Source organism: Corallococcus exercitus, assembly GCF_003611585.1.
Classification (GTDB): Bacteria; Myxococcota; Myxococcia; order Myxococcales; family Myxococcaceae; genus Corallococcus; species Corallococcus exercitus.
In genome coordinates this window covers 1-22,395 of sequence record NZ_RAVW01000126.1, presented here as the reverse complement: position 1 = coordinate 22,395, position 22,395 = coordinate 1, and the positions used below count along the sequence as shown (strand labels likewise).

18 protein-coding genes and 1 pseudogene are annotated in these 22,395 nt (G+C 70.7%); 10 read left to right on the top strand and 9 right to left on the bottom strand.

Features of this window, described 5'->3' with window-relative positions; genetic code table 11:
* Positions 1–86 precede the first annotated feature (86 nt).
* Together D7W79_RS17545 and D7W79_RS17540 are read left to right on the top strand one after the other, a co-directional pair.
* Positions 87–1,421, top strand: coding sequence for a hypothetical protein (locus D7W79_RS17545; protein ID WP_120526531.1), 1,335 nt, complete (start codon positions 87–89; stop codon positions 1,419–1,421).
* A gap of 262 nt (positions 1,422–1,683) precedes the next feature.
* On the top strand, positions 1,684–4,191 hold the full coding sequence (locus tag D7W79_RS17540) for a sodium-translocating pyrophosphatase (RefSeq protein WP_120526530.1): 2,508 nt from the start codon (positions 1,684–1,686) through the stop codon (positions 4,189–4,191).
* A gap of 72 nt (positions 4,192–4,263) precedes the next feature.
* On the opposite strand, the gene D7W79_RS17535 is transcribed toward D7W79_RS17540, so the two are convergent.
* On the bottom strand, positions 4,264–4,818 hold the full coding sequence (locus tag D7W79_RS17535; protein WP_120526529.1) for a hypothetical protein: 555 nt from the start codon (positions 4,816–4,818) through the stop codon (positions 4,264–4,266).
* 282 nt (positions 4,819–5,100) lie between these two features.
* Here D7W79_RS17535 and D7W79_RS17530 point away from each other — a divergent pair, with 282 nt between their 5' ends.
* On the top strand, positions 5,101–5,307 hold the full coding sequence (locus tag D7W79_RS17530) for a cold-shock protein (RefSeq protein ID WP_120526528.1): 207 nt from the start codon (positions 5,101–5,103) through the stop codon (positions 5,305–5,307).
* A gap of 203 nt (positions 5,308–5,510) precedes the next feature.
* Entirely contained in the window at positions 5,511–5,924 is a 414-nt protein-coding gene (locus D7W79_RS17525) for a hypothetical protein (RefSeq protein WP_014393433.1), read from the top strand.
* A gap of 256 nt (positions 5,925–6,180) precedes the next feature.
* Here the strand turns inward: D7W79_RS17525 and D7W79_RS17520 are convergent, their stop codons facing one another.
* The 4 genes from D7W79_RS17520 to D7W79_RS17505 all read right to left on the bottom strand — a co-directional run bounded on the left by D7W79_RS17520 (position 6,181) and on the right by D7W79_RS17505 (position 11,988).
* Positions 6,181–9,300: an efflux RND transporter permease subunit gene (locus D7W79_RS17520; protein WP_120526527.1), complete on the bottom strand. Its 3,120-nt coding sequence runs from the start codon at positions 9,298–9,300 to the stop codon at positions 6,181–6,183.
* A 61-nt stretch (positions 9,301–9,361) separates the two neighbouring features.
* Entirely contained in the window at positions 9,362–10,474 is a 1,113-nt protein-coding gene (locus D7W79_RS17515; RefSeq protein ID WP_120526526.1) for an efflux RND transporter periplasmic adaptor subunit, read from the bottom strand.
* Positions 10,471–11,229, bottom strand: coding sequence for a TetR/AcrR family transcriptional regulator (locus D7W79_RS17510; RefSeq protein WP_120526525.1), 759 nt, complete (start codon positions 11,227–11,229; stop codon positions 10,471–10,473). Before D7W79_RS17510 ends, D7W79_RS17515 begins: the two co-directional genes overlap by 4 nt.
* 57 nt (positions 11,230–11,286) lie before the next feature.
* The gene (locus D7W79_RS17505; protein ID WP_120526524.1) at positions 11,287–11,988 is read right to left on the bottom strand and encodes a DUF2293 domain-containing protein; all 702 of its coding nucleotides are present in this window, start codon (positions 11,986–11,988) and stop codon (positions 11,287–11,289) included.
* 130 nt (positions 11,989–12,118) lie between these two features.
* Between D7W79_RS17505 and rnz the strand changes: the two genes are divergently transcribed.
* Entirely contained in the window at positions 12,119–13,042 is a 924-nt protein-coding gene (gene rnz / locus D7W79_RS17500; protein ID WP_120526523.1) for a ribonuclease Z, read from the top strand.
* 43 nt (positions 13,043–13,085) lie between these two features.
* Here the strand turns inward: rnz and D7W79_RS17495 are convergent, their stop codons facing one another.
* Both D7W79_RS17495 and D7W79_RS17490 read right to left on the bottom strand, forming a co-directional pair.
* Positions 13,086–13,607, bottom strand: a complete 522-nt coding sequence (locus tag D7W79_RS17495; protein WP_120526522.1) for a hypothetical protein — start codon at positions 13,605–13,607, stop codon at positions 13,086–13,088.
* Positions 13,608–13,715: 108 nt separating this feature from the next.
* Positions 13,716–14,642 carry an alpha/beta fold hydrolase gene (locus D7W79_RS17490; protein ID WP_120526521.1) on the bottom strand — a complete coding sequence of 309 codons (927 nt, stop codon included), beginning with the start codon at positions 14,640–14,642 and terminating at the stop codon, positions 13,716–13,718.
* 126 nt (positions 14,643–14,768) lie between these two features.
* Here D7W79_RS17490 and D7W79_RS17485 point away from each other — a divergent pair, with 126 nt between their 5' ends.
* Positions 14,769–15,542: a rhomboid family intramembrane serine protease gene (locus D7W79_RS17485; RefSeq protein ID WP_120526520.1), complete on the top strand. Its 774-nt coding sequence runs from the start codon at positions 14,769–14,771 to the stop codon at positions 15,540–15,542.
* Positions 15,543–15,645: 103 nt separating this feature from the next.
* Entirely contained in the window at positions 15,646–17,046 is a 1,401-nt protein-coding gene (locus tag D7W79_RS17480; RefSeq protein ID WP_120526519.1) for an NAD(P)/FAD-dependent oxidoreductase, read from the top strand.
* Between the two features lie 10 nt (positions 17,047–17,056).
* Here the strand turns inward: D7W79_RS17480 and D7W79_RS17475 are convergent, their stop codons facing one another.
* Complete coding sequence (locus D7W79_RS17475; protein ID WP_439099206.1) at positions 17,057–17,713, bottom strand: HAD family hydrolase; 657 nt, start codon at positions 17,711–17,713, stop codon at positions 17,057–17,059.
* 92 nt (positions 17,714–17,805) lie between these two features.
* On the opposite strand from D7W79_RS17475, the gene D7W79_RS17470 reads away from it, so the two are divergent.
* The 3 genes from D7W79_RS17470 (at position 17,806) to D7W79_RS17460 (ending at position 21,311) form a co-directional block, all read left to right on the top strand.
* Positions 17,806–18,717 (top strand): AraC family transcriptional regulator, encoded by a 912-nt coding sequence (locus tag D7W79_RS17470; RefSeq protein WP_158616987.1) that lies wholly within the window; start codon positions 17,806–17,808, stop codon positions 18,715–18,717.
* Between the two features lie 34 nt (positions 18,718–18,751).
* Positions 18,752–19,498: a hypothetical protein gene (locus D7W79_RS17465; protein ID WP_120526517.1), complete on the top strand. Its 747-nt coding sequence runs from the start codon at positions 18,752–18,754 to the stop codon at positions 19,496–19,498.
* Between the two features lie 109 nt (positions 19,499–19,607).
* Positions 19,608–21,311 (top strand): amidohydrolase, encoded by a 1,704-nt coding sequence (locus D7W79_RS17460; RefSeq protein ID WP_167497711.1) that lies wholly within the window; start codon positions 19,608–19,610, stop codon positions 21,309–21,311.
* On the opposite strand, the pseudogene D7W79_RS17455 reads toward D7W79_RS17460, so the two are convergent.
* Positions 21,312–22,395 (bottom strand): annotated as a pseudogene (locus D7W79_RS17455) (hypothetical protein); the annotation flags it as partial.

Here is a 22,395-nt window from a genome sequence, read left to right as displayed (position 1 = left end):
CAATCACAATCCGGCATACGATTTCTGCGCATGTCTCGTGGGCTCGGAGATGGGTATAAGATACAGGCGTAGGGGGACTCTTCCTCGTGGGGTGCGAGGAAGCCCGGGCTACGGCACCGCGCATCCCGGTGCTCGGCGAGGTGGGTGGACAGGTCGTGCAAGAGGGCGTGGAGGCCCACGTGTGGTCGCGGACCCTGATGGTGGGGGACCCTCAGGCTCCGCACGCGGTGGTGACCTCCAACGGGGACGTCCTCGTGGCGGCGACCTATCAAGAGCCCATCGACCTGGGGGCGGGGCCCCTGCCCTTCAATCGCAACGTTGTCGCGCCCCACCTGCTGGTGGCGCGGTATTCACCGGAGGGCACGCTCAAGTGGGCGCGGGGCTGGACGCCCCAGCACGCGGCGCGGGCCCGCGTGGGCGGCCTGGCGGTGGACGCCTCCGACCACATCTTCCTCACGGGCTTGTCCGCGGGCTTCACCCGCGACGGCGCCACGCTGCCGGAAGGGCCGTTCCTGGCCCGGCTGGACGGCGGCGGCGCACTGGACTGGGTGCGCTCGCTGCCGGGCCAGGGCCCCGTGGCGGTGAACGGCGTCACGTCCGACCACGACGGGGGCGCGGTGCTGGTGGGGGACTTCTCCGGCGCACGCGACCTGGGCGAGGGCTTGAAGACGCCGCCCAACGGCAGACACGCGGGCTTCGCGCTGCGCGTGGGGCCCAAGGGCGAGCAGCGCTGGAGCCGCGTGTGGATGCCCGCCGGCGAGGGCGAGGTCTCCGCGCGCGCGGTGGCGGTGGATGTCTTTGGCGACGTGCACGTGGTGGGCGGCTACGCGGGGGCGGTGTCCTTTGGCGACGCCACCTTCGTCACCGTGCGCCAGCACACGCCCTTCGTGGTGAAGCTCACCCGCGACGGCGACCACGTCTGGAGTCACGACGTGCGCGGCACCGACGGCACCGCGGTGTCCGTGGCCGTGGGGGCCGACCGCGTCTTCGTGGGCGGCGGCTTCAGCGGCCGGCTCTACTTCCAGAACACCTTCCACCGCGCGGACTCCCGCGACGGTTTCCTGCTGGCCTACGACGCGCGCGGCGGCCAGCAGTGGGCGCGCACCTTCCCCACCAGCGCGCCCCTGGTCACCACCGACGAGGCGGGCCAGGTGACGGTGGCGGGCGGCCATGACGGCGGCCTCGCCCTGGGCGGGGGGAACCTGCCCCCCGGGTTGTATGTGGCGAAGCTGCTGCCGGAAGAGGGCGCGTCGCTGTGGGTCCGCGGCTTCGCGAGCCCCGGCACCGTGGCCCAGGCGCGCGCCGTGAGCGTGGACGCGTCCGGTGGCGTGCTCCTGGCCGGCGGCTTCAACCGGCCCGAGCAGGAAGACGGTCCGTCGCGGCGGCTGCAGGACGGCTTCCTCTTCAAGTTCAATCCCTGACACGTCCATCCGTCCCGAATGCCATCCCACCTGCCAGGTGGTTCAGGCGTTTATGTCTGAATCCAACTTGACGGGATGCGACATGGAATTCCTGACTTCGACTTCATTTGACGGAGCGTGATAAATCACAGCCGCCTTCAGGGCATGTCTTGCCTTGAAGGGCGAGGCTGCGCTGAAGCGTCTGCGCTCGGAGGTGCTCGCACGCAGGCGGCCAACCCCTCGACATCACTCCCCTGAGTCACTGTGAGAGAGGTTGCACCCCATGACACCCACCGTTTCACGGCTGGACCGTCTCAAGCAGCGTGTCACCGGCACGGCGTCCCGGGCCCTCGGGCTCCTGGCGCTGTTTGGAGGAACCCGCGCGAGCGCGAGCGAGGCGGACCTCAAGCTCCCGGACTTCGACTCCGTCACCTTCTTCGCGGGCCTCAACGGACGGCAGTTGTTGATGTCCGGCATCGCCGTCTGCGTCCTGGGCCTCGTCTTCGGCTTCCTGCAGTACGCGAGCCTCCGGAAGATGGACGTGCACCGGGCGATGCTGGAGATCTCCGAGCTCATCTACGAGACGTGCAAGACGTACCTGATGACGCAGCTGAAGTTCATTGGCGTCCTCTGGGTGCTCATCGCCGTGGTGATGGTGGGCTACTTCGGCTTCCTCCAGCACATGGAGCCCGGCCGGGTGGCCATCATCCTGTTCGCCAGCCTCGTGGGCATCGCCGGCAGCTGCGGCGTGGCCTGGTTCGGCATCCGGGTGAACACCTTCGCCAACAGCCGCACCGCGTTCGCGTCGCTGCGCGGCAAGCCCTACCCCACGTATGCCATCCCGCTGCAGGCGGGCATGTCCATTGGCATGGTGCTCATCAGCACGGAGTTGTTGCTGATGCTGTTCATCCTGCTGTTCGTCCCGCCGGACTTCGCGGGCGCGTGTTTCATCGGCTTCGCCATCGGTGAGTCGCTGGGCGCCTCCGCGCTGCGCATCGCGGGCGGCATCTTCACGAAGATCGCCGACATCGGGTCCGACCTGATGAAGATCGTCTTCAAGATCAAGGAGGACGACGCGCGCAACCCGGGCGTCATCGCGGACTGCACCGGCGACAACGCGGGCGACAGCGTGGGCCCCTCCGCGGACGGCTTCGAGACCTACGGCGTCACCGGCGTGGCGCTCATCACGTTCATCCTCCTGGCGGTGGAGGCCCAGTACCGGGTGCAGCTGCTGGTGTGGATCTTCATGATGCGCATCGTGATGGTGGTGGCGTCGCTGGTGTCGTACTGGATCAACAACGCCATCCAGGGCGCGCGCTACCGGAACGCGGACCACATGAACTTCGAGGCGCCGCTCACCTTCCTGGTGTGGCTGACGTCCATCGTGTCCGTGGCGCTGACGTTCCTCATCAGCTACCTGCTCATCCCGAGCATCGGCGGGGACGACACCCTCTGGGTGAAGCTGTCCGCCATCATCACCTGCGGCACGCTGGCGGGCGCCATCATCCCGGAGGCCATCAAGGTCTTCACCTCCACGGAGAGCCGCCACGTGCGCGAGGTGGTGACGGCCAGCCGCGAGGGTGGCGCGTCCCTCAACGTCATCTCCGGCCTGGTCGCGGGCAACTTCTCCGCGTACTGGATGGGCCTCATCATCGCGGGGCTGATGGGCCTGGCGTATGGGTTCAGCACCCTGGGCGTGGGCGCGCTGATGATTGCCCCGGCGGTGTTCGCGTTCGGCCTGGTGGCGTTCGGCTTCCTGGGCATGGGCCCGGTCACCATCGCCGTGGACTCCTACGGCCCGGTGACGGACAACGCGCAGAGCGTCTACGAGCTGTCCCTCATCGAGAACGTCCCCAACGTGAAGGACGAGGTGCACAAGGACTTCGGCTTCACGCCGGACTTCGACAAGGGCAAGGAGTTCCTGGAGGAGAACGACGGCGCGGGCAACACGTTCAAGGCCACCGCGAAGCCGGTGCTCATTGGCACGGCGGTGGTGGGCGCCACGACGATGATCTTCTCCATCATCGTGCTCCTGGTGGGCATCACGCGGGCCGCCAACGGCCAGCAGGTGCTCAACGCGGTCAACGCGCAGAACCTGTCCCTCCTGCACGCGCCCTTCCTGCTGGGCCTCATCACCGGCGGCGCCATCATCTACTGGTTCTCCGGCGCCTCCATGCAGGCGGTGTCCACGGGCGCCTACCGCGCGGTGGAGTTCATCAAGGCCAACATCCAGCTGGAGGGCGTGGAGAAGGCCAGCGTGTCCGACTCCAAGAAGGTGGTGGAGATCTGCACCCAGTACGCCCAGAAGGGGATGATCAACATCTTCCTCGTGGTGTTCTTCAGCACGCTCGCCTTCGCGTGCCTGGAGCCCTACTTCTTCGTGGGCTACCTCATCTCCATCGCCATCTTCGGGCTGTATCAGGCCGTGTTCATGGCCAACGCCGGCGGCGCCTGGGACAACGCGAAGAAGCTGGTGGAGACGGAGCTGAAGGCCAAGGGCACGGAGCTGCACGCCGCCACGGTGGTGGGTGACACGGTGGGCGACCCGTTCAAGGACACGTCCTCCGTCGCGCTGAACCCGGTCATCAAGTTCACCACGCTGTTCGGCCTGCTCGCGGTGGAGCTGTCCGTGGAGCTGGAGGCCGCCGGCCAGGGCACGCTCCTGCGCGTGCTGTCCGCGGTCTTCTTCGTCCTGTCGACGGTGTTCGTCTACCGCAGCTTCTACGGCATGCGCATCGAGAGCGTGGGCCCCACGAAGCTGGAGTCCGGCGCGCAGGTGAAGACCGCCTGATGCGATGACGGGCGACGGCGGCGGGGGCCCTCACCCGGGCCCCGCCGCCTGGCGCCTGCGTTCAGCGCTGTCTCAGGCCCCGATGCCCTCGGGGTCCGTGGCCAGCTCCCCGCCCAGGTGCATGCCCGTCTGGCAGCGGTAGTCCGTCACCAGCGACGCGGCCAGCACCTTCACGCCCAGCAGCACGTGCAGCGCGGCCGCCACGGGCGAGCGCTTCGCGTACCCCAGCACGAAGGGCGCCAGCACCGCGCCCAGGCCGTAGGCGTAGTCCGCGATTTCATGCGCCTCGATGGGGATGAGCTTCGTGAGGCTCAGCCGGTAGTCCGTGAGGAGCGACACGCCCACCGCGGCCCCGCCCAGGGCCCAGCCGGCCGCCTTCGCCGTGCTGTCACCGGACGCGCTCCCCACCGCCGCCAGCGCCGCCCCACCCACGTAGTCCAGCACCGAGTGGATGTCCTGCGGCACCCAGCGGCGCAGCGGCAGCCGGCCCAGCAGGGGACGCGACAGGATGCCCGCCGCCGCGCTGTGGTCCCGCATCCGGCGCCACTCGCGGCGCACGGCGCCCTCCGGGCGCGGGGGGACGGGGGGCAGCACTGGCGCTGACTCCAGGCCTCGGACCTCGTACATGACGTGACTCCTCTCCCGGCCGTCGTGGCCTTGCCCGGAACGGTAGCCACGCTCCCAGGCCCGGGCGCCGGGCCTGCCCCTCCCCCTCGCCCGCCTGCCTGCGACGACCATGGGTCGCCATGCGGACGGCCCATTGAACTGTTGGCTGTAGAGCAAGGGGGCTTCCACTCACCCTGCCCTGCCGGGCAGACTGGTGTTCGCACTCAGGTCCTCACATTTCGAGAGGACTGGCCGCCCTCGGGCGGTGGGTGCCCCGCCCCACCAACAAAGAGAAGACGATTCATGGCTACCGGTACCGTGAAGTGGTTCAACGATGCGAAGGGCTTTGGCTTCATCACGCAGGACGGCGGTGGTGAGGACGTGTTCTGCCACCACAGCGCCATCAACATGGACGGCTTCCGCACCCTGGCCGAAGGCCAGAAGGTGGAGTTCGAGGTGACGCGCGGCCCCAAGGGCCTCCAGGCACAGAACGTCCGCGCAGCGGGTTGATAACACCCCGCTCCGGGTCAGCCTGGAGTCATGGAAGCCCGGTCCCGCTCGCGCGGACCGGGCTTCTTCATTTTTACAACGTACCGAGAAGGAAAAACGCGCAATCCCTTTCAAACCTTCCAGTCTCCAAGGAAACAGGGGGGGGGCTGTGAAAGTCCGAAAGACGTCTGTTAGTCTTTGCGCCTGCGAGGGAGGGCGCACCTATGTTCGAAGTCACCAACGATGTCAGCCGTCGGACCATCACTGCCCGCATGAGCGGTTTCATGCGGCCCAACGAAATGAAGGAGTACGTGGCCGTCTACAAGAAGGCCACGGACAGCTACGGCGGAGGGCGGCACCTGGTTCTGGCCGACATGCGGGGGCTGCGCCCGCTGGAGCCGGAATCCGCGAAGCTGTTCTCCGAGATCGTCGACCACGGGCGCAAGAATGGCTGTGCCATGTGCGCGCACGTGTCGGACTCCACCATCGCGCGCCTGCAGACGGCCCGCGTGGCGTCGGAAGCATCCCCCAACGACGACATCACCGTGGATTGTGTGTCGCTGGAGGAAGCGCAGAACCAGCTCGCCAAGGCGCGCGTGCGCCTGCTGAACGGCGAAGGCTTCTCGGCCGCGCGCTAGAGAAGTCCCACCCGGGCAGGACGCCCGCGGACGCCCCGTCTCCGGCACGGCCCGGAGCCGGCGGCCCAGCGGAGGACGCCCCCCGGGTTTGTTTCATCCCCCTTGTTTCAATGTTTCAAGGCAGGGCACGGGTGACGACACCGTCATCCGTGCCCTTCGTCTTTTTGGGCCGTGTCCTGTGATTGGCCGGGCATGAAGAAGGGCGCGGAGGCTTGCCTGCCCCCGCGCCCTCTTCACCTCAGGCCCTGTGTCCGCTTCAGGCCGCGCGGTCGTGCGCGGCGGGCGCGTCCACGGGCGGCGCCGTGAGCGTCCCTTCCGCGCGGGGCTGCTTCTTGCGGAAGGACAGCTTCTCCATGGCCGCGAACACCACCGGCACCACCAGCAGCGTGAGGAAGGTGGAGGTGATGACGCCGCCGATGACGGAGATGGCCATGGGGGCGCGGAACTCGGAGCCGGTGCCCGTGCCCACGGCGGTGGGCACCATGCCGATGGCCATCGCCGCGCTCGTCATGAGGATGGGACGCAGGCGGCGCGGGCCGGCCTTGAGCAGGGCCTCGTCCACGGAGTCGCCTTCGCGCAGGTGGTGGAGCGCGCCGTCGATGAGGAGGATGGCGTTCTTGGTGACGAGGCCCATCAGCAGGATGACGCCAATCATCGCGCCCATGCTGACGTGGTAGTTCGTGACGACGAGCCCCAGCAGCGCGCCCACGAGCGCCAGCGGCAGCGACACCATGATGGTGAAGGGGTGCTTGAAGGACTCGAACTGGCTGGCGAGCACCATGTAGATGAAGACGAAGGCCAGGCCGAACGCGATGCCGAACGCGTCGTTCTGCTCATCCAGGCTCTTCATCTGGCCGTCGTAGACGATGGCGTAGCCGGGCGGCAGGGGCTTGGCCGCGATGGCGGCCTTGAGCTTCGTGGCCACGTCACCCAGCGCGGCGCCCTTGGCCAGCTGGGACACGACGGCCACCTGGCGCTCGCGGTTCTCGTGCTCGATGACGCTGGGGCCGTCCTTGAGCGACACCTCCGCCACGTCCGTCACCTGGTGCAGGCCCCTCGGCGTGGCCACCATCAGCTGGCGCACGCGCTCCGGCGTGGCGCGGTCCTCCGCGCGCAGGCGCACGCGGATGTCCGTCTCGTCCGTGCCCTCGCGCAGCTTGGCCGTCACGTCACCGTCGATGGCGAGCCGCAGCTGCATGGCGAGCGCCCCGGCGGACAGGTCCATGTCCGCGGCGCGCGCGCGGTCGATTTGAATCTGGAGCTCCGGCTTGGCCGGGTTGGAGTCCACGCGCACGTCGGAGGTGCCCAGGGTGCGCAGGATGCCGGCGATGCGCTCGGCCTCCTCGTTGACGCGCTTCAGGTCCGGGCCCACCACGCGGACCATGATGGGGAACCAGTCCCCCAGGCCTTCGATGGACGGCGGATCCGACAGGGTGATGGCGGTGGAGACCAGGTTGGGGACCAGCAGCGCGCGGGCCTCCTCCTTGAGCGTGCCGATGCTCTTGGTGCGCTTGTCCTTGCCCACCGTGAGCACGCGCATGCGCGCCTTGTAGACGTCTCCGTTGGGACCGACGGTGGTGTAGATGTCCGTGATTTCGGGGATCTTCTTGAGGAGCACCTCGGCTTCCGCGGCGCGCTCCGTGGTCTGCGCGAGGTTGGCGGAGTCCGGCAGCTGCAGTTCAACGATGAGCTGCGAGCGGTCCTCCGCGCTCATGAACTCCACGCCCAGGCGGCTGGCGGCGCCGAAGGACAGCACCAGCGCCAGCAGGGTGAGGCCCGCGGTGGCCCACTTGTGGCGCAGCACCCAGCCCAGGATGCGCGCGTACGTGTTCTCCGTGGCCTCCAGGAAGCGGCGCAGCGCGCGGAACACGGCGGGCTCGTGGTGCTGCTCCCCCGGCTTGCGCGCCTTGGCGAAGCGGGCGGACAGCATGGGGTCCAGGGTGAAGGAGATGAACAGCGAGATGAGCACCGCCACGGAGATGGTGATGCCGAACTGCTTGAAGAACTGGCCCACGATGCCGGGCATGAAGGCCACGGGGATGAACACCGCCACCAGGGACAGCGTGGTGGCGAGCACCGCCAGGCCCACGTCCCGCGTGCCGTTGGACGCGGCACTCATGGGGTCTTCCCCCTGCTCCAGCCGGTGGGTGATGGCCTCACGCACCACCACCGCGTCGTCGATGAGCAGACCGATGGCCAATGACAGCGACAGCAGCGTCATCTGGTTGAGCGAGTAGCCCAGCACATACATCACGAAGAACGTGCCGATGACGGACGTGGGCAGCGCGAGCGCGGAGATGAACGTGCCGCGCGGGTCCAGCAGGAACATCAGGATGATGAGGACCGCCATGAAACCGCCGAAGATGAGGGCGATCCACACCTCATGGGTGTTGGCGCGGATGAGGTCCGACTGGTCGATGAGCAGCGTGGCCTGGAAGCCCTGCCCCACCACCGGCCCCATCTGCGCGAGCGTCTTCTTCACCGCGTCGCTGACGCTCACGGTGTTGGAGCCCGGCTGCTTCACGATCTCCAGCACCACGGCGTCGCGGGCGTTGAGGCGCGCGGTGGTGCGGCGCTCGGCGACGCCGTCCGTGACGGTGGCGATCTCCTCCAGGCGCACCTGGGCGCCGGTGCTGCTGCGGGCGATGGGCAGCTGGCGCAGGTCGTCCACGTTGGTGAACTCGCCCATGGCGCGCACGGTCAGCTCGTTGGGCCCCAGCTGGAGACGGCCCGCGGGCAGGTTGAGGTTCTCCGAGCCGATGCGCTGGGACACCTGGGACGGCGTGATGCCCACCGCGCGGGCCTTGTCCAGGTCGATGTCGACTTGAATCTCCCGCGTGTCGCCGCCGGTGATGCGCACCTCCGCCACGCCGGCCAGCTGCGCGAGCGCGGGCTTGATGCGGTCATCCAGCAGCTTGCGCAGCGTCTGGGACGTCATGTCCGCGGACACGGCGTAGGTGAGGATGGGCGCGGCGGACAGGTCCACGCGGCTGACGATGGGCGCGTCCGCGTCCGTGGGCAGCTTGTTGACGGCCTGCCCCACCTTGTCGCGCACGTCCTGGACGGCGGTGTCCAGGGCGGTGCCCAGCGTGAAGGACACCACGACGGTGCCCACGTTCTCACGGCTGAAGGAGTGGATCTTGTCCACGCCGCTGATGCCGGCGACCGCGTCCTCCAGGGGCTTGATGACCTGGGTCTCGATTTCGCCCGGGCCCGCGCCCTTGTAGAGGGTGTTGACCACCACCACGGGGAAGCTGACGTCCGGGTAGAGGTCGGTGCCCAGGCGCTTGAGGCCCATCACGCCCAGCACGATGAGCAGCAGGGACAGCATGGCCGTGAACACCGGCCGTCGGATGGAGACGTCACTGAGAATCATGGGAAGTGCTCACGCACGCCGCGCTGGCGAAAAGGCCGCGGCGAAAAGGGGCGGCTTGCGGCTACTTCACGGAGACGCGGGTGCCGGGGGACAGGGAGGGCGTGGGGAAGTCCACCACCTGCTGGAGGACGGCCGCGGCGCGCACCACCACCTCGCGGTCGCGGCGCTCCAGCACCTGCACGTCCACGCGCTGGAGGGCGCCGTCGCTGACGACGAGGACGTGGTCCCCGTTGGAGGAGGACAGCGCCGTCGTGGGGAGCAGCTGCGCGTCCTGCGTCTCTCCCAGCTTCAGCATGGCGCGCGCCAGGGTGTGGGCCACGAAGCGGCCGTCCGCGTTGGGCACGGCGATCTCCACCGGGATGCGGCGGGTGGTGGGGTCCGCGGAGGGAAGGATGGTGCGCACCACGGCCTCGTCGGTGGACGCGCCGTTGCCCAGCGCCGCCACGCGCACCTTCACGCCCGGCTTGAGCAGCGCGCGCGCCCCTTCCGCCACGGTGGTGCGGAAGATGAGCGTGTCCAGCTGCTCCAGCGTGAAGAGGGCCGAGCCCGGCCCCACCGTGGCGCCCGTCTGGTCCGGGGACTCAATCAGCGTGCCCGCGAAGGGCGCCTTCAGGTCGTGCCGGCGGCGCGACGCGCGGGCCTGCGCCAGCTGCGCCTTGGCGGCCATCACCTGGGCCTGGGCCTGCGCGGCGGCGGCGACGGCGTTCTTGTGCTGCTGGTCGCTGACGCCTCCGCCGGTGCTGAGCTTCTGCGTGCGCTCGGCCGCGTCCTGCGCCATGGAGGCGGCGGCCTCCGCGGCGGCGACGGCGGCCTCCGCTCCGGCCACCTGCGCGTCCGCGATTTCGGAGTTCAGCTGGGCGAGCGTGTCGCCCTTCTTCACGGCCTGCCCCTTCTGGACGCGCACGGCCTCCAGCCGGCCGCCCACCTCGAAGCCGACCTGGAGGCCCTGGGCGGGGTACAGCGTGCCCGTCACCTCCTCCGACTGCGAGGCCTGCACGCCGCGCGCGGAGACGACCTTCACGGCCGGCATGGGCTTGTCCTGGCCAGGGGTCGCGGCGGCGGCGGCGGGGGGCGCGGACGCGTCCGCCTTGTCGCAGCCGGTGAGCGCGAGCGCGGCGGCCACGCCCATGGCGGTCAGGGCACGGGAGGTGGAGGGCTTCGTGGTCGGTTTCACGGGCGTTTCCTTGGCGGACGGTGCGGGTTGGCCGCGCGGGCGTGGCGCCGGCGCGTGGAAGGCGGGGACGAGGGCCGCGCGTAGGCGGCGGCCGGGGGGACGGGCTCGCGGGGCAGCGAGCCTTCGTGCATGAGGCGCTGGAGGCCCACGGCCCAGGTGGCCAGGTCGGGCTTCTCCGTCAGCCGGCCCATGCGCCGGGCCAGCAAGAGGTACGTGCCCACGACGAAGGAGCCGAAGAGGCTGGGGTCCACGTCCGGGGTGTCCGGCTGCTGGCCGCGCAGGTGGTGGAACTCCCGCGCGATGCGGTCCACCTCGCGGTCCACCACGTCCCACATGACGGACTCGAAGGCGGTGCCCTGGCTGCCCACGATGAGCGCCGTGACCAGCTCACGCTGGTCCCACATGAGCTCCAGCATCTCCACGTCGAGCGCGGCCTCCATGCGCAGGAAGGCGCGGTAGCGCTCCGAGCGCGCGAAGACGTCACCCGGGCCCGGCATGCCGTGGTCGGCGCGGAAGCACTCCATGCGCGACAGGCGCTCCGTGGCCAGCCGCTCCAGTGCCTCCAGGAAGCCCTGCACCAGCGCCGCGAAGAGGGCCTCCTTCGAGGGGAAGTGCAGGTAGAAGGCGCCCTTGGACAGGCCGCTGGCCGCGGTGATGTCGCTGATGCGCGCGCCCTTCACGCCCCGCTTCGCGAACTCCGCCCGCGCGGACGCGATGAGCGCGCTGCGGGCTTTGGGGTCGGCGTGGCGGGGCATGGCGGGGCATTCCTAACCCGCCGGTCAGAAATAAAACAGTCGTTGCTGAACGCCGGGTCAGGAATCCGAGGGGCGTGTCGGCGGAGGGCGCAGGAGGGCGGAGCAGAGCGGACACGCGGGCGGTGCATGAGGGGCGTCCCGGCGGTGCAGGTCCAGGATGGCGCGGGAGACCTCCGCCAGCTCGCGGCGCACCTCGCGGCGGGCGCCCTTCACGCGCTCGATGCGCATGTGGTCGTAGCCGGTGGTCTGGTGGCGCATCCAGGCGATGACGGCGGCCTCCGCGCGCCGTTCAATGGGGATGCGCTCCGTGCGGGCCACGGTGCCGCTGCCCACGGGGGTGGCGTGGCCCGCCACGAGCACGGCCAGGCGCTTGGCGTGGGGGAGCCACGCGGGGCTGAAGGCGAGGAAGCGCAGGACGGCGTTGGCGAAGTCGACCTCGTACTCGGCCTGCTCCTTGGCGCGGCGCTCGCGGCCCTGGGCCAGCTTCTTCGCGTAGGCGGGGGTGGCGCGCTCGTCCTCCAGGGCGGCCCTGGCGTGGACGATGTGGGCCTCCGGCGCCCATACGCCCCGGGAGAAGAGCTTGCGGCCCACCTTCTCCACCACGGTCCAGGAGGGGCCGGCGGCCTTCACGCGGCGGGTGAGGCCGGCGTCGCCGGGGGGAAGCAGGGCCCAGCCATCAGGCACGGAGAGGAGGCGTCCGTCCTGGGCACGCACGCGGCGGGGGGCGGCCGTGGGGCCGACCGTCAGGGAATCAGGCATGGGGTCGGGTCCGAAAGGGCCGGCTGCATAGCACGCCCCCTCGCACCCTGGTAAATGCCCCCGGAACGCGCGCGCGAAGCAAAGACTCCGCGCGTGCGAGGAGGCCACTCTCGTCGTGGGAAGCGCCGGCATGTCCCTACTGAGGCTCACCTTCCTCGGCACCTCCGCCGCGCAGCCCACCCTGCATCGCGGCCTGTCCGGCCTGGCGGTGAAGGCGGACGCGGACCTGCTCCTGTTCGACTGCGGCGAGGGCAGCCAGCGGCAGATGGTGCGCTTCGGCACGGGCTTCACCGTGGACGCGGCGTTCTTCACGCACTTCCACGCCGACCACTACCTGGGGATCATCGGCTTCCTGCGCACGCTGGGGATGACGGGCCGCACCGACCCCATGCACCTGTACGGGCCGCCCCCGGCGCGGCGGCTCTTGCACCAGGCCGTGCACCTGGGGCTGGAGTCGCTGGCCTTCCCGGTGGAGATCCACGAGCTGAAGGACGGGGACGTGGTGCGCCGCAACGGCTACTCCGTGCAGGCCGTGGGCGTGGACCACCGCATCCACGCGCTGGGCTACGTGCTGGCGGAGGACGGACGTCCGGGGCGCTTCCACCTGGAGAAGGCGCGGGAATTGGGCGTGCCGGAGGGGCCGGCCTTCGGGAAGCTGCAGAAGGGCGAGTCCGTCACGCTGCCGGACGGGCGCGTGGTGAAGCCGGAGGACGTGCTGGGCGAGTCGCGGGCCGGGCGGCGGCTGGTGATTTCCGGCGACACGCGGCCGTGCCCCGCGCTGGTGCAGGCGGCGAAGGACGCGGACCTGCTGGTGCACGAGTCCACCTTCTCCGACGACGAGCAGGCGCGCGCCGTGGAGACGCGGCACTCCACCGCGCGGGAGGCGGCCCAGGTGGCGCGCGACGCGGGCGCGAAGCGGCTCATCCTCACCCACCTGTCCAGCCGCCACGACACCGACCCCGGACGGCTGCTCACGCAGGCGCGCGAGGCGTTCAAGGGACCGGTGGAGGTGGCCTTCGACGGCCTCACCGTGGAGCTGCCGCTGCGCGACTGAGGTCGTCTCGCGCGAACGGCAGCCCCTCTCACGGCGGGCGGGGCTACTCGGCCTTCTTCGCCTCGGCCTGGAGGGCGGAGGCGGCTTCGGGGTCGACCTTCTGGAGCAGCTCCCACTCCAGCTCGGAGTCGCGCTTCATCTGGGAGTTGCCGGCGCCCACCGCGGACTCGCCCATGTCCTTGCCGCGGCCGGTGGTGTCGTCGGCGGCGCGGGACTCGGAGCGGTCCTGGCGGCGGAACTCCACGGAGCACTGGCCGGGGCCGCGCTCGGTGCCGCGCACGTGGTAGCGCGCGTAGGCGGTGCCCAGGGAGGACGGGGCGCTGGTCATGAGCCACTCCGTCGTCGCCTCGAAGCCGGTCTGGCCCTTCATCAGGGAGAAGCCCTTCTCCTGGAGGAGGGCGACGGCCGCCGGCCACACCTCCGCGATGGGCTTGCGGTAGACGTGCCCCATGGCCTTGTCCTCCAGGTACGCCTGCTGCCGGCGCGCGGCACAGCCGCTGAAGGCGAGGGCGAGGACGGACACCACGAGCAGCGCCGAGGCGCGGGACGATTTCGAGGGGTTCATTGCTCCGGACTCCATGCAAGGGAAGACGGCTGAGGAACATCGCCCGGCGCGGGCCTGGAAGCCAAGTCCGGGCCCGTGCGGGACGGGGTTACCTCCATCAGGCAACCTTCATTTGGTAGGAGCCCCGCCGCCTCCCGGTGATGCGTCCGGTTCCGCGCGTCCCAGGTGTCCCAGCACCAGCGAGGCCACCTGTCCCGGGGCCTCCAGTGGCACGAAGTGGCCCACGCCCGGGAGGAACCGGACGGTGGGCGGCGACTCGAAGTATGGCTCCAGTCCCTGGGTGAGCTCGCGGCCGAGCGCCCCGTCGTCCTCGCCCCAGATGAGGAGGAAGGGCGCGCGGATGCGCGGGTAGTCACGCAGCTGGCGCCGCCTGCGCCGCGACGTGACGGCCCCCTTCATGGCCTCGCGGTAGTACGCGAGCGCGGCGCGCGCCGCGTCCGGGCGGGCCATGTTGCGCGCGTAGGGGTCCAGCCGGTCCTCGCTGACGCGCGAGCGGTCCGACAGCGCGGCGCGGATCCACCGGGACACGCGCTGGCCGCCGTGGGCCGACAGCACGTGCTCCGGCAGCCAGGGGAGCAGGAAGAAGAAGATGTACCAGGAGCGCCACAGCTGCGGAGGCAGCCAGATGCGCCGCGCGAAGACGGCCAGGTGGGGCGCGTTGATGACCACCAGCCGGTCCACCGCCTGGGGCTTCGTGGCCGCCAGGTGGTAGGCGATGGCGCCGCCCCAGTCATGGCCCACGACGTGCGCGGGCCTGTCCGGCTGGAGGTGGTGAGCCAGCCGGGCCACGTCCTCCGCGAGCGTGTCCACGTCGTAGCCACCGCGCGGCCGGTCCGTGCCGCCGTAGCCGCGCAGGTCCGGCGCGACGACGTGGAAGCCCGCCCGGGCCAATGGCGGCATCACGTCCCGCCAGCTCTCCGACAGCTCCGGGAAGCCGTGCAGCAGCAGGACGAGCGGGCCGTCCGCGGGGCCCGCCTCCAGCGCGTGCATGCGCAGGCCGGGCAGCGGGAAGTCGACGGGCGTGGGGGTGTTCATGGGCCGGACCCTAATGCGCGCTCCGGCGTCCTCCCGGCGGACGCGGGCACATGCGTCCTGCGCCGCACATCCGCGTGCACGACACCGTCCGCGCATCCAACGGTAGCCCCATGCTGGAGGGCGAACATGATTCCCATCAGCGACGACAACCCGACCCTGCGCACTCCGGTGATGACATACCTCCTGCTCGCGGCCCTGGGGCTGACCTGGGTGTTCTTCCAGGGCGCGGGCTTCAACGTGGTGCAGCTTGCCACCAGCATCTGCGAGCTGGGCCTGGTGCCCGGGGAGCTCTCCGGCCGCGCGCCGCTGGGGCAGGCGGTGCCGCTGGGCGACGGGCTCGCGTGCGTGGTGGACAACGACGCCATCAACCGCCTCACGCCGCTCACGTCCATGTTCCTGCACGGCAGCTGGGGGCACCTCCTGGGCAACGTGCTGTTCTTCTGGGTCTTCGGCAACAACATCGAGGACAGCATGGGGCGCTTGCGCTTCCTCGTGTTCTACCTGCTGTGCGGGCTGGTGGCGGCGGCGACGCACGTGGCGGTGGACCCCACGTCGCCGGTGCCCACGGTGGGCGCGTCAGGCGCCATCGCGGGCGTGCTGGGCGCGTACCTGGTGCTCTACCCGCGCGTGCGCGTGAACATGCTGTTCATCCTCTTCATCTTCATCCGCGTCTTCCCCATCCCCGCGTGGGCCGTGCTGCTGTGGTGGTTCGTGCTCCAGGTCATCACCGGCCTGCCGCAACTGATGACGCTCCGCCCGGAGGTCTCCGGTGGCGTCGCTGTCTGGGCGCACATCGGCGGGTTCGTGGCGGGCATGGTGCTCATCAAGCTCTTCGAGAACCCCCGCTACACGTCCCAGCGCACGACGTGGCGGCACCGGATGCACCCGAACCACCCGTAGGCCCAGCAGGCGGGGGAACAGGCCCCCGGGAGCCGGGGGTGCGGACGCGAAGGAGCGCCCCGACATTGGGGGGTGGTGTTCTTCGCGTCATGAGGAGGCGTGCATGGGGGCGGACCAGCGGTCGGAAGGGCTCAGCGCGGGCGCGCCGCGCAAGCGGGTGCTCATCCTGGGGGGCGGCTTCGCGGGCATGTACGCGGCGCTGCACCTGGAGCGGCAGCTGGGCAAGCGGGACGACGTGGAGGTGACGCTCGTCAGCCGCGACAACTTCTTCCTCTTCACGCCCATGCTCCACGAGGTGGCGGCGAGCGACCTGAACGCGACCGCCATCGTCATCTCGCTGCGCAAGCTGCTGCCGCACCTGACGTTCGTGGAGGGCGACGTCAGCGGGCTGGACCTGGAGGCCAAGAAGGTCACGGTGGCGCACGGCGGACTGGACGGCCACAGCCACACGCTGTCGTACGACTACGTGGTGCTGGCCATGGGCTCGGAGACGAACTTCTTCGGCAAGCCGGGCCCGCGCGACTACACGCTGACCATGAAGACGTTGGGCGACGCGATGCTGTTGCGCAACTGCCTCATCGACCGGCTGGAGGAGGCGGACACGGACTGCGTGACGGTGGGCAAGCGCGACGCCATCGTCACCTTCGTGGTGGTGGGCGGCGGCTTCGCGGGCGTGGAGACGGCGGGCGCCATCAACGACTTCATCCACGGCGCCCTGCCCTTCTACCCGAACATCCAGCACGCCAACGTGCGCGTGGTGCTGGTGCACGGCGGCAAGGAGGTGCTGCCGGAGCTGGGCGAGGACCTGGGCGCGTACGCGCGCAGGAAGCTCATCGAGCACGGCGTGGAGGTGCGCACCGGCGTCCACGTGAAGGACGTGACGGAGGCCGGCGTGGAGCTGCCGGACGGCACGGTGGTGCCCACCAAGACGGTGGTGTGGACCGCGGGCGTCACGCCGCCGTCCCTGCTGGAGACGCTGCCATGCGAGAAGGAGCGCGGGCGCCTCAAGGTGAACGAGCGCATGGAGGTGCCCGGCTTCCCGGGCGTGTGGGCGCTGGGTGACTGCGCTTCGGTGCCGGACGTCACCAACGGAGGCAAGCCCTGCCCGCCCACCGCGCAGCACGCGCTGCGCCAGGGCCTGGCGGTGGCGCGCAACGTGTGCGCGGCGCTGAAGGGTCAGCCAGGCAGGCCGTTCCGCTACAAGATGCTGGGGCAGCTGGCGACGATTGGCCGGCGCTCGGGCGTGGCGCGCATCCTGGGGCTGAAGTTCTCCGGCACCTTCGCGTGGGTGCTCTGGCGCACCGTCTACCTGTTCAAGCTGCCGAAGCTGGAGACGAAGGTGCGCGTGGCCATGGGCTGGACGCTGGACCTGTTCTTCCGCAAGGACGTGGTGCAGGTCATCGGCCCGCGCGAATTGGATCAGCTCACGCTGCCGGCCCTGCCGCTCAACAGCCGTCAGCAGGTGCGGCAGGTGCAGGCGCTCCAGCCGCGCACGCAGCACTGAGGGCCATGCTTCAGCCGAGCGGCGGCAGGTGGTGCAGCAGCCGCTCCAGGTCCGGCTGGAGCTCGTCCGGCGCGGCGGTGGCCAGCTCTTCCTGCGCGTGCGTGCCCCACGTCACGGCGTAGGTCTTGAGGCCCGCGGCCCGGCCCGCGCGCAGGTCCAGCGTGGTGTCGCCCACCATCCACAGGCCGCCGGTGCCCAGCGCCTTCAGGGCGTGGTGGATGACGTCCGGCGCGGGCTTGTGCGGGAAGCCGTCCGTGCCCTGCACGTGGTGCAGCAGGCCGCCCAATCCCATCGCGTCCACGAAGCGCCGCGCCATGTCGCCGCGCTTGGTGGTGGCGACGGCGAGCAGGTAGCCCCGCTCGCGCAGGGTGCGCAGCACGCGCTCCACGCCGGGGAAGGGCCGGGAGCGCCGGTGGAAGTTCAGCGGGTAATGCTCGCGGTAGGCGACGCAGAGCGTGGCGGCGTGCTCGGGCGCGAAGCGCGTGTACATGTCTTCCAGCGGCTGGCCGATGAGCGCCCGCACCTCCGCGACGGAGGGCACGGGCAGGCCATGGTGCGTGAAGCCGTGGAGGAAGCTGTCGATGATGTCCGGCAGCGAGTCCACCAGCGTGCCGTCCAGGTCGAAACAGATGCCGCGAGGAGTAACGGTGCTCACCCGCCGTTCCATAGCGCCCTCCGGGGCCCCGTGTCCCTATGCTTGCGCCCGCCGTGCGCTCCCTCCCCTGGACGGGAGCGCCGCTTCACAGGGGGGGTGCAGGGATGCGACGCACGAAGCAGGGCGGACCGGGCCCTTTGACGGAAGAGGCCGGGGATGGCTTCTGGGTGGCCCCGGAGGTGCCCGGGCTGGAGCTGCACCGGGCGGCCTATACCCGGTGGACCTTTCCGAAACACTCGCATGACGTCTTCTCACTGTGTGCCTATGACGCGGGCGCGCAGTCGATGCACCTGCAGGGGCAGCGGGTGGTGGCCTCGGTGGGCAGCCTCCTCGCCGTGTCGACGGGGGAGATGCACGAGGGCCGCGCCGCCGACTCCAGCATCGGGTGGGCGTACCGCATCCTCTACGTCCCGCCCGCGCTGCTCATCCGCGCGGCGGAGGAGACCGGAGCGCCCGCGGGCACCCTGCCCGGCTTCGCGTCGCCCATGCTCCAGGACGCGGCGCTGATGGAGCGCTTCACCGTCACCTTCGACGCGCTGAAGGGCGGCGCCATCTCCCAACTGGAGCGCGAGGAGCGGCTGCTGGGATTGCTGGTGGCGCTGCTGCGTCGGCACTCGGGCCTGCCCTACCGGCGGCGGGCAGCAGCGTGCGCGCGGGGCGTGCAGCGGGCGCGGGAGCTGCTGGAGGCCCACCCCACGCGCAACCTGTCGCTGGAGGCGCTCGCGCGCGTCGCGGGGCTCAGCCCGTGGCACCTGGTGCGCGCGTTCCACCGTCAGTTCGGCCAGACGCCGCAGGTGTTCCAGCGGGCCCTGCGGCTGCGGCTGGCGCAGGAGCTGCTGGCGGGGCCGCTGCCCATGGCGGAGGTGGCGCTCGCGGCGGGCTTCACGGACCAGAGCCACCTCATCAAGCACTTCGGCCGCACGCTGGGGGTGACGCCCGGCGAGTACCGGGCCGCGGCGCTCGCGGGGCGTGGACCGCGCAAGCACGTACAATCCCAGGCGCCCGCGCTTCCCTAGGTTGGAGCCCTCTTGAGACAGGAGGGGTCCACACATGCAGCGGAACATCTTCGCGGTGGCGGTGCTCACGGGATGGCTCATGGGCTGCGCGCCGGAGCCAATGCCAGACGAGGTGACGCCAGAGCCCGCCACCTCCGCGGAAGCCCTGGACGCACGGACCGGCGGCGCGGTGGTGCTGCCGCCGGGGGCTCGCGTGTACGGGCGGCCCATCAGCGCGTGGGCGAAGGAGTGGTACCGCTGGCACTTCCGCGTGCCGGCGGACCGCAGCCCCATGCTGCGTCTGGAGCAGGACTGCGACGAGGACCAGGACGGCCCCGTCTACTTCGTGCCCACCTACGACCTGGACACCACGTACCAGCGCACCTGCCGCGTCCCCCGGAACAAGCCCGTGCTGGTGCCGCTGTGGGTCATCATCAATGACTACCCGTGCCCCGACCCGTCCTTCGAACCGGCGCCGGGACAGACGCTGGAGGACTTCCTGCGCCAGGGCGCCCTCGACTTCAACAATGGCACGCAGGACCTGATGGTCACCGTGGACGGCCGGCGCGTGGACACCCGCCGCCACCGCCACACCAGCGGCCTGTTCACGTTCGACGCGGACCCCAGCCTCGTGGGGAAGATTCCCGACCCGTGCCTCGTGGGGGGCGAGCAGCGCGGCGTGACGGACGGGTGGTGGCTGATGCTCCAGCTCGCCCCCGGGGAGCACGTGGTGAACGTGCGGGCCCTGGCGCCCTTCGGCGCGCCCATTGATTACACATACACGCTGCGCGTGGGGCGGTAGTCGCCAGACCGACGCACAGGACTGGCCGTCGCGCGGGGCGTGCGTCAGAGTGCCGCGCGATGTCCCGGGACGGTTTCCCGGGCGAACGATCATGGCGGGTGCGCGGATGATGCGAGGACGTCTCGGTTGGATGCTGGGGGCGCTGGTCCTGTCGGTGGGCGCTTCGGGCTGCTCACGGCGCGTGCCGGAGGGAACGCCCGCGGAGCAGGCGGTCAAGGACGCGCCCACGGTGTACGTGGCCAAACGCATCCGCACGCTGGATGCCGCGAAGCCGGACGCCCAGGCGCTCGCCGTGCGCGACGGCAAGGTGCTGGCCGTGGGTACGCGCGAGGAGGTGCTCGCCGCCGCGGGCACCACCGCGCGCGTGGTGGAGCTGGGCGACGCGACGGTGGTGCCCGGCCTCACGGACTCTCACGGGCACCTGGCCGGGCTGGGCCAGGCGCTCGCGAGCGTGCGGCTGGAGGGCACCACGTCGCTGGAGGAGGTGCGCCAGCGCCTGGAGAAGGCCCCGTCCACCGCGTACCAGGGCGACTGGCTGGTGGGTCAGGGCTGGGACCAGAACGACTGGGACACGCCGCGCTTCCCCACCCTCTTCGACATGGGCGAGCACCTGAAGGACACGCCCGTGGCGATGTGGCGCATCGACGGGCACGCGCTGTGGCTCAACGGCGCGGCGCTCAAGCGCGCGAACATCACCCGCGACACGAAGGACCCGCAGGGCGGCACCATCGTGCGCCTGCCGGAGGGCGACCCCAGCGGCGTGCTCATCGACAACGCCATGGACCTGGCGCTGAAGGTGCTGCCCCCGCCCACCCGTGAGCAGCACGAGGCGCACCTGCGCACGGCGCTGGAGCACTGCGCGCGCGTGGGGCTCACCGGTGTGCACGACGCGGGCATGGACCTGCGGACCTTCCGCCTGCTCCAGGCCTGGGACAAGGCGGGCACCCTGCCCCTGCGTGTCTACGCCATGGCGGATGGCCAGACGGACGACCGCCTGCAGTACCTCAAGGACGGCCCCTTCCAGGGGAAGCTCCTGACGATGCGCGCGGTGAAGCTCCTGCTGGACGGCGCGCTGGGCAGCCGGGGCGCGGCGCTGGGCGCGGCCTACAGCGACGAGCCCGGCCACCGCGGCCTGCTGCTCCTGTCTCCGGAGGAGTACGCCGCGCGCGTGCACGCCTTCGTGGGCCGCGGCTTCCAGGTGGCGACGCATGCGATTGGCGACCGCGCCAACACGCTGGTGCTGGACACGGTGCTGCGCGAATTGGCGGCCTCGGGGAAGAAGGACGCGCGCCCCCGCGTGGAGCACGCGCAGATCATGACGGCCGAGGACATCTCCCGGCTGGGCGCGAATGGCTTCATCGCGAGCGTGCAGCCCACGCACGCCACCAGCGACATGCCCTGGGCGGAGAAGCGCGTGGGCCCGGAGCGCATCCAGGGCGCCTATGCGTGGCAGAAGCTGAAGGCCGCGGGCGCCGTGCTGGCGCTGGGCAGCGACTTCCCGGTGGAGCGGCCGGACGTGCTCGCGGGGCTGTACGCGGCGCGCACGCGGCAGGATGCCAGTGGCCAGCCGCCGGGCGGGTGGCAGCCGGATCAGCGCCTGAGCGGCCAGGAGGCGCTGGAGGGCTTCACGGTGGGCGCGGCCTACGCGTCCTTCGCGGAAGACACGCGCGGCCGGCTGAAGCCGGGCCAGGACGCGGACTTCGTGGCGCTGTCGGTGGACCCCGTGGACGCGCCCCCGGCGGACCTGCTCACCGGGCAGGTCCGGCTGACGGTGGTCGCGGGCCGCGAGGTGTTCCGCGCGGACGCGAAGTAGCTACAGGTCCGCTTCGTAGGAGAGCGACTCGATGCGCTGGTTCGCCTCCGTCTGCAGACGGGTGCGCTCCTGCTCGAGTCGCTCCAGCTCCCGGCCGATGCTCTCCAGCCGGTCCTCCTGCGCGTTGAGCTTGGTGACGAAGCGCTCCACCAGCTCGCGCTGGGACGCGCCGCTCTTGAGCGAGTCGATGTTGGAGCGGATCCGCTCCTGGTCCTTGAAGAGCTGGGTGCGCTCCTCGTTGAGGCGCTGGATGTCCTGGGCGACCTGCGACAGCTTCTCGCGCATGGCCACCACGTCGCGCAGGGCCTGCGCGACGCGCGGGTCGATGAAGCGCGAGTCGAGGAAGAACGTCACCTCCTCCAGCCCCAGGTTGCCGAGGTAGTACTGGCGCTGTCCCCTGGTGCGCTCGGTGACGGTGAGCGTGTCGGAGGCGCCCGGGGCCAGCTCGCGCTTGAAGCGCCAGAAGCCGTCCGTGGTCTCCGCGGGGGCGGCCGTGTCCTTCAACTCCCAGCCGGTGCGCGGGTGCTCCACGTAGAGCACCTGGGGGCGCTTCGCCTTGTTGCGCGCGAGGACCTTCGTGCGGCGCTGGTGGAAGAACTCCACGATGAGCGTGCCCCGGCCGAGCCGCGCGCGGAACACCGGGCCGTCCTCCAGGTCCTGCTCCACGGACACGACGCAGGACAGCTCGACGGCATAGGGGACGAAGCGCACGTCGTCGGGCTTGAGGGTGTCGAGCATCGCCTCGCCCACGTAGGTCTCGTCCTCGGTGATGGTGACGGGGCCGCCCTCCAGCGTGAGGCCGGTGGTGTTCTTGAACTCGATGCAGGCCATCGGGTTCTTCTCACGCGTGGAGCGGTTGTAGAGCAGCACGCGGCGGCCCTCGAAGGGGCGGTGCAGGATGGGCACGAGCGCGCTCTGGTTGCGGTGCACGGTGACGGGGCGGTCCACGCCGTACTCGAAGAGGTCGCCCACCTCCTTCGTCAGCGTCGTCACGGCGGTGCTCTGCTCCAGCGTCTCGCGCATGCCGCGTCCGCCGCCGCCAATCATGGGGCCGCCCTTGGCGCGCATGCGGGGGGCCGGGGCG

What these genes read in the sequence shown, in the direction of transcription:
- D7W79_RS17505 (WP_120526524.1), bottom strand. Translation starts at nt 11,988, where the DNA reads ATGCCTGATTCCCTGACGGTCGGCCCCACGGCCGCCCCCCGCCGCGTG.
- D7W79_RS17490 (WP_120526521.1), bottom strand. Translation starts at nt 14,642, where the DNA reads ATGAACACCCCCACGCCCGTCGACTTCCCGCTGCCCGGCCTGCGCATG.
- D7W79_RS17520 (WP_120526527.1), bottom strand. Translation starts at nt 9,300, where the DNA reads ATGATTCTCAGTGACGTCTCCATCCGACGGCCGGTGTTCACGGCCATG.
- D7W79_RS17525 (WP_014393433.1), top strand. Translation starts at nt 5,511, where the DNA reads ATGTTCGAAGTCACCAACGATGTCAGCCGTCGGACCATCACTGCCCGC.
- D7W79_RS17460 (WP_167497711.1), top strand. Translation starts at nt 19,608, where the DNA reads ATGCGAGGACGTCTCGGTTGGATGCTGGGGGCGCTGGTCCTGTCGGTG.
- D7W79_RS17465 (WP_120526517.1), top strand. Translation starts at nt 18,752, where the DNA reads ATGCAGCGGAACATCTTCGCGGTGGCGGTGCTCACGGGATGGCTCATG.
- D7W79_RS17485 (WP_120526520.1), top strand. Translation starts at nt 14,769, where the DNA reads ATGATTCCCATCAGCGACGACAACCCGACCCTGCGCACTCCGGTGATG.
- D7W79_RS17475 (WP_439099206.1), bottom strand. Translation starts at nt 17,713, where the DNA reads ATGGAACGGCGGGTGAGCACCGTTACTCCTCGCGGCATCTGTTTCGAC.
- D7W79_RS17470 (WP_158616987.1), top strand. Translation starts at nt 17,806, where the DNA reads ATGCGACGCACGAAGCAGGGCGGACCGGGCCCTTTGACGGAAGAGGCC.
- D7W79_RS17535 (WP_120526529.1), bottom strand. Translation starts at nt 4,818, where the DNA reads ATGTACGAGGTCCGAGGCCTGGAGTCAGCGCCAGTGCTGCCCCCCGTC.
- D7W79_RS17495 (WP_120526522.1), bottom strand. Translation starts at nt 13,607, where the DNA reads ATGAACCCCTCGAAATCGTCCCGCGCCTCGGCGCTGCTCGTGGTGTCC.
- D7W79_RS17530 (WP_120526528.1), top strand. Translation starts at nt 5,101, where the DNA reads ATGGCTACCGGTACCGTGAAGTGGTTCAACGATGCGAAGGGCTTTGGC.
- D7W79_RS17540 (WP_120526530.1), top strand. Translation starts at nt 1,684, where the DNA reads ATGACACCCACCGTTTCACGGCTGGACCGTCTCAAGCAGCGTGTCACC.
- rnz (WP_120526523.1), top strand. Translation starts at nt 12,119, where the DNA reads ATGTCCCTACTGAGGCTCACCTTCCTCGGCACCTCCGCCGCGCAGCCC.
- D7W79_RS17480 (WP_120526519.1), top strand. Translation starts at nt 15,646, where the DNA reads ATGGGGGCGGACCAGCGGTCGGAAGGGCTCAGCGCGGGCGCGCCGCGC.
- D7W79_RS17510 (WP_120526525.1), bottom strand. Translation starts at nt 11,229, where the DNA reads ATGCCCCGCCACGCCGACCCCAAAGCCCGCAGCGCGCTCATCGCGTCC.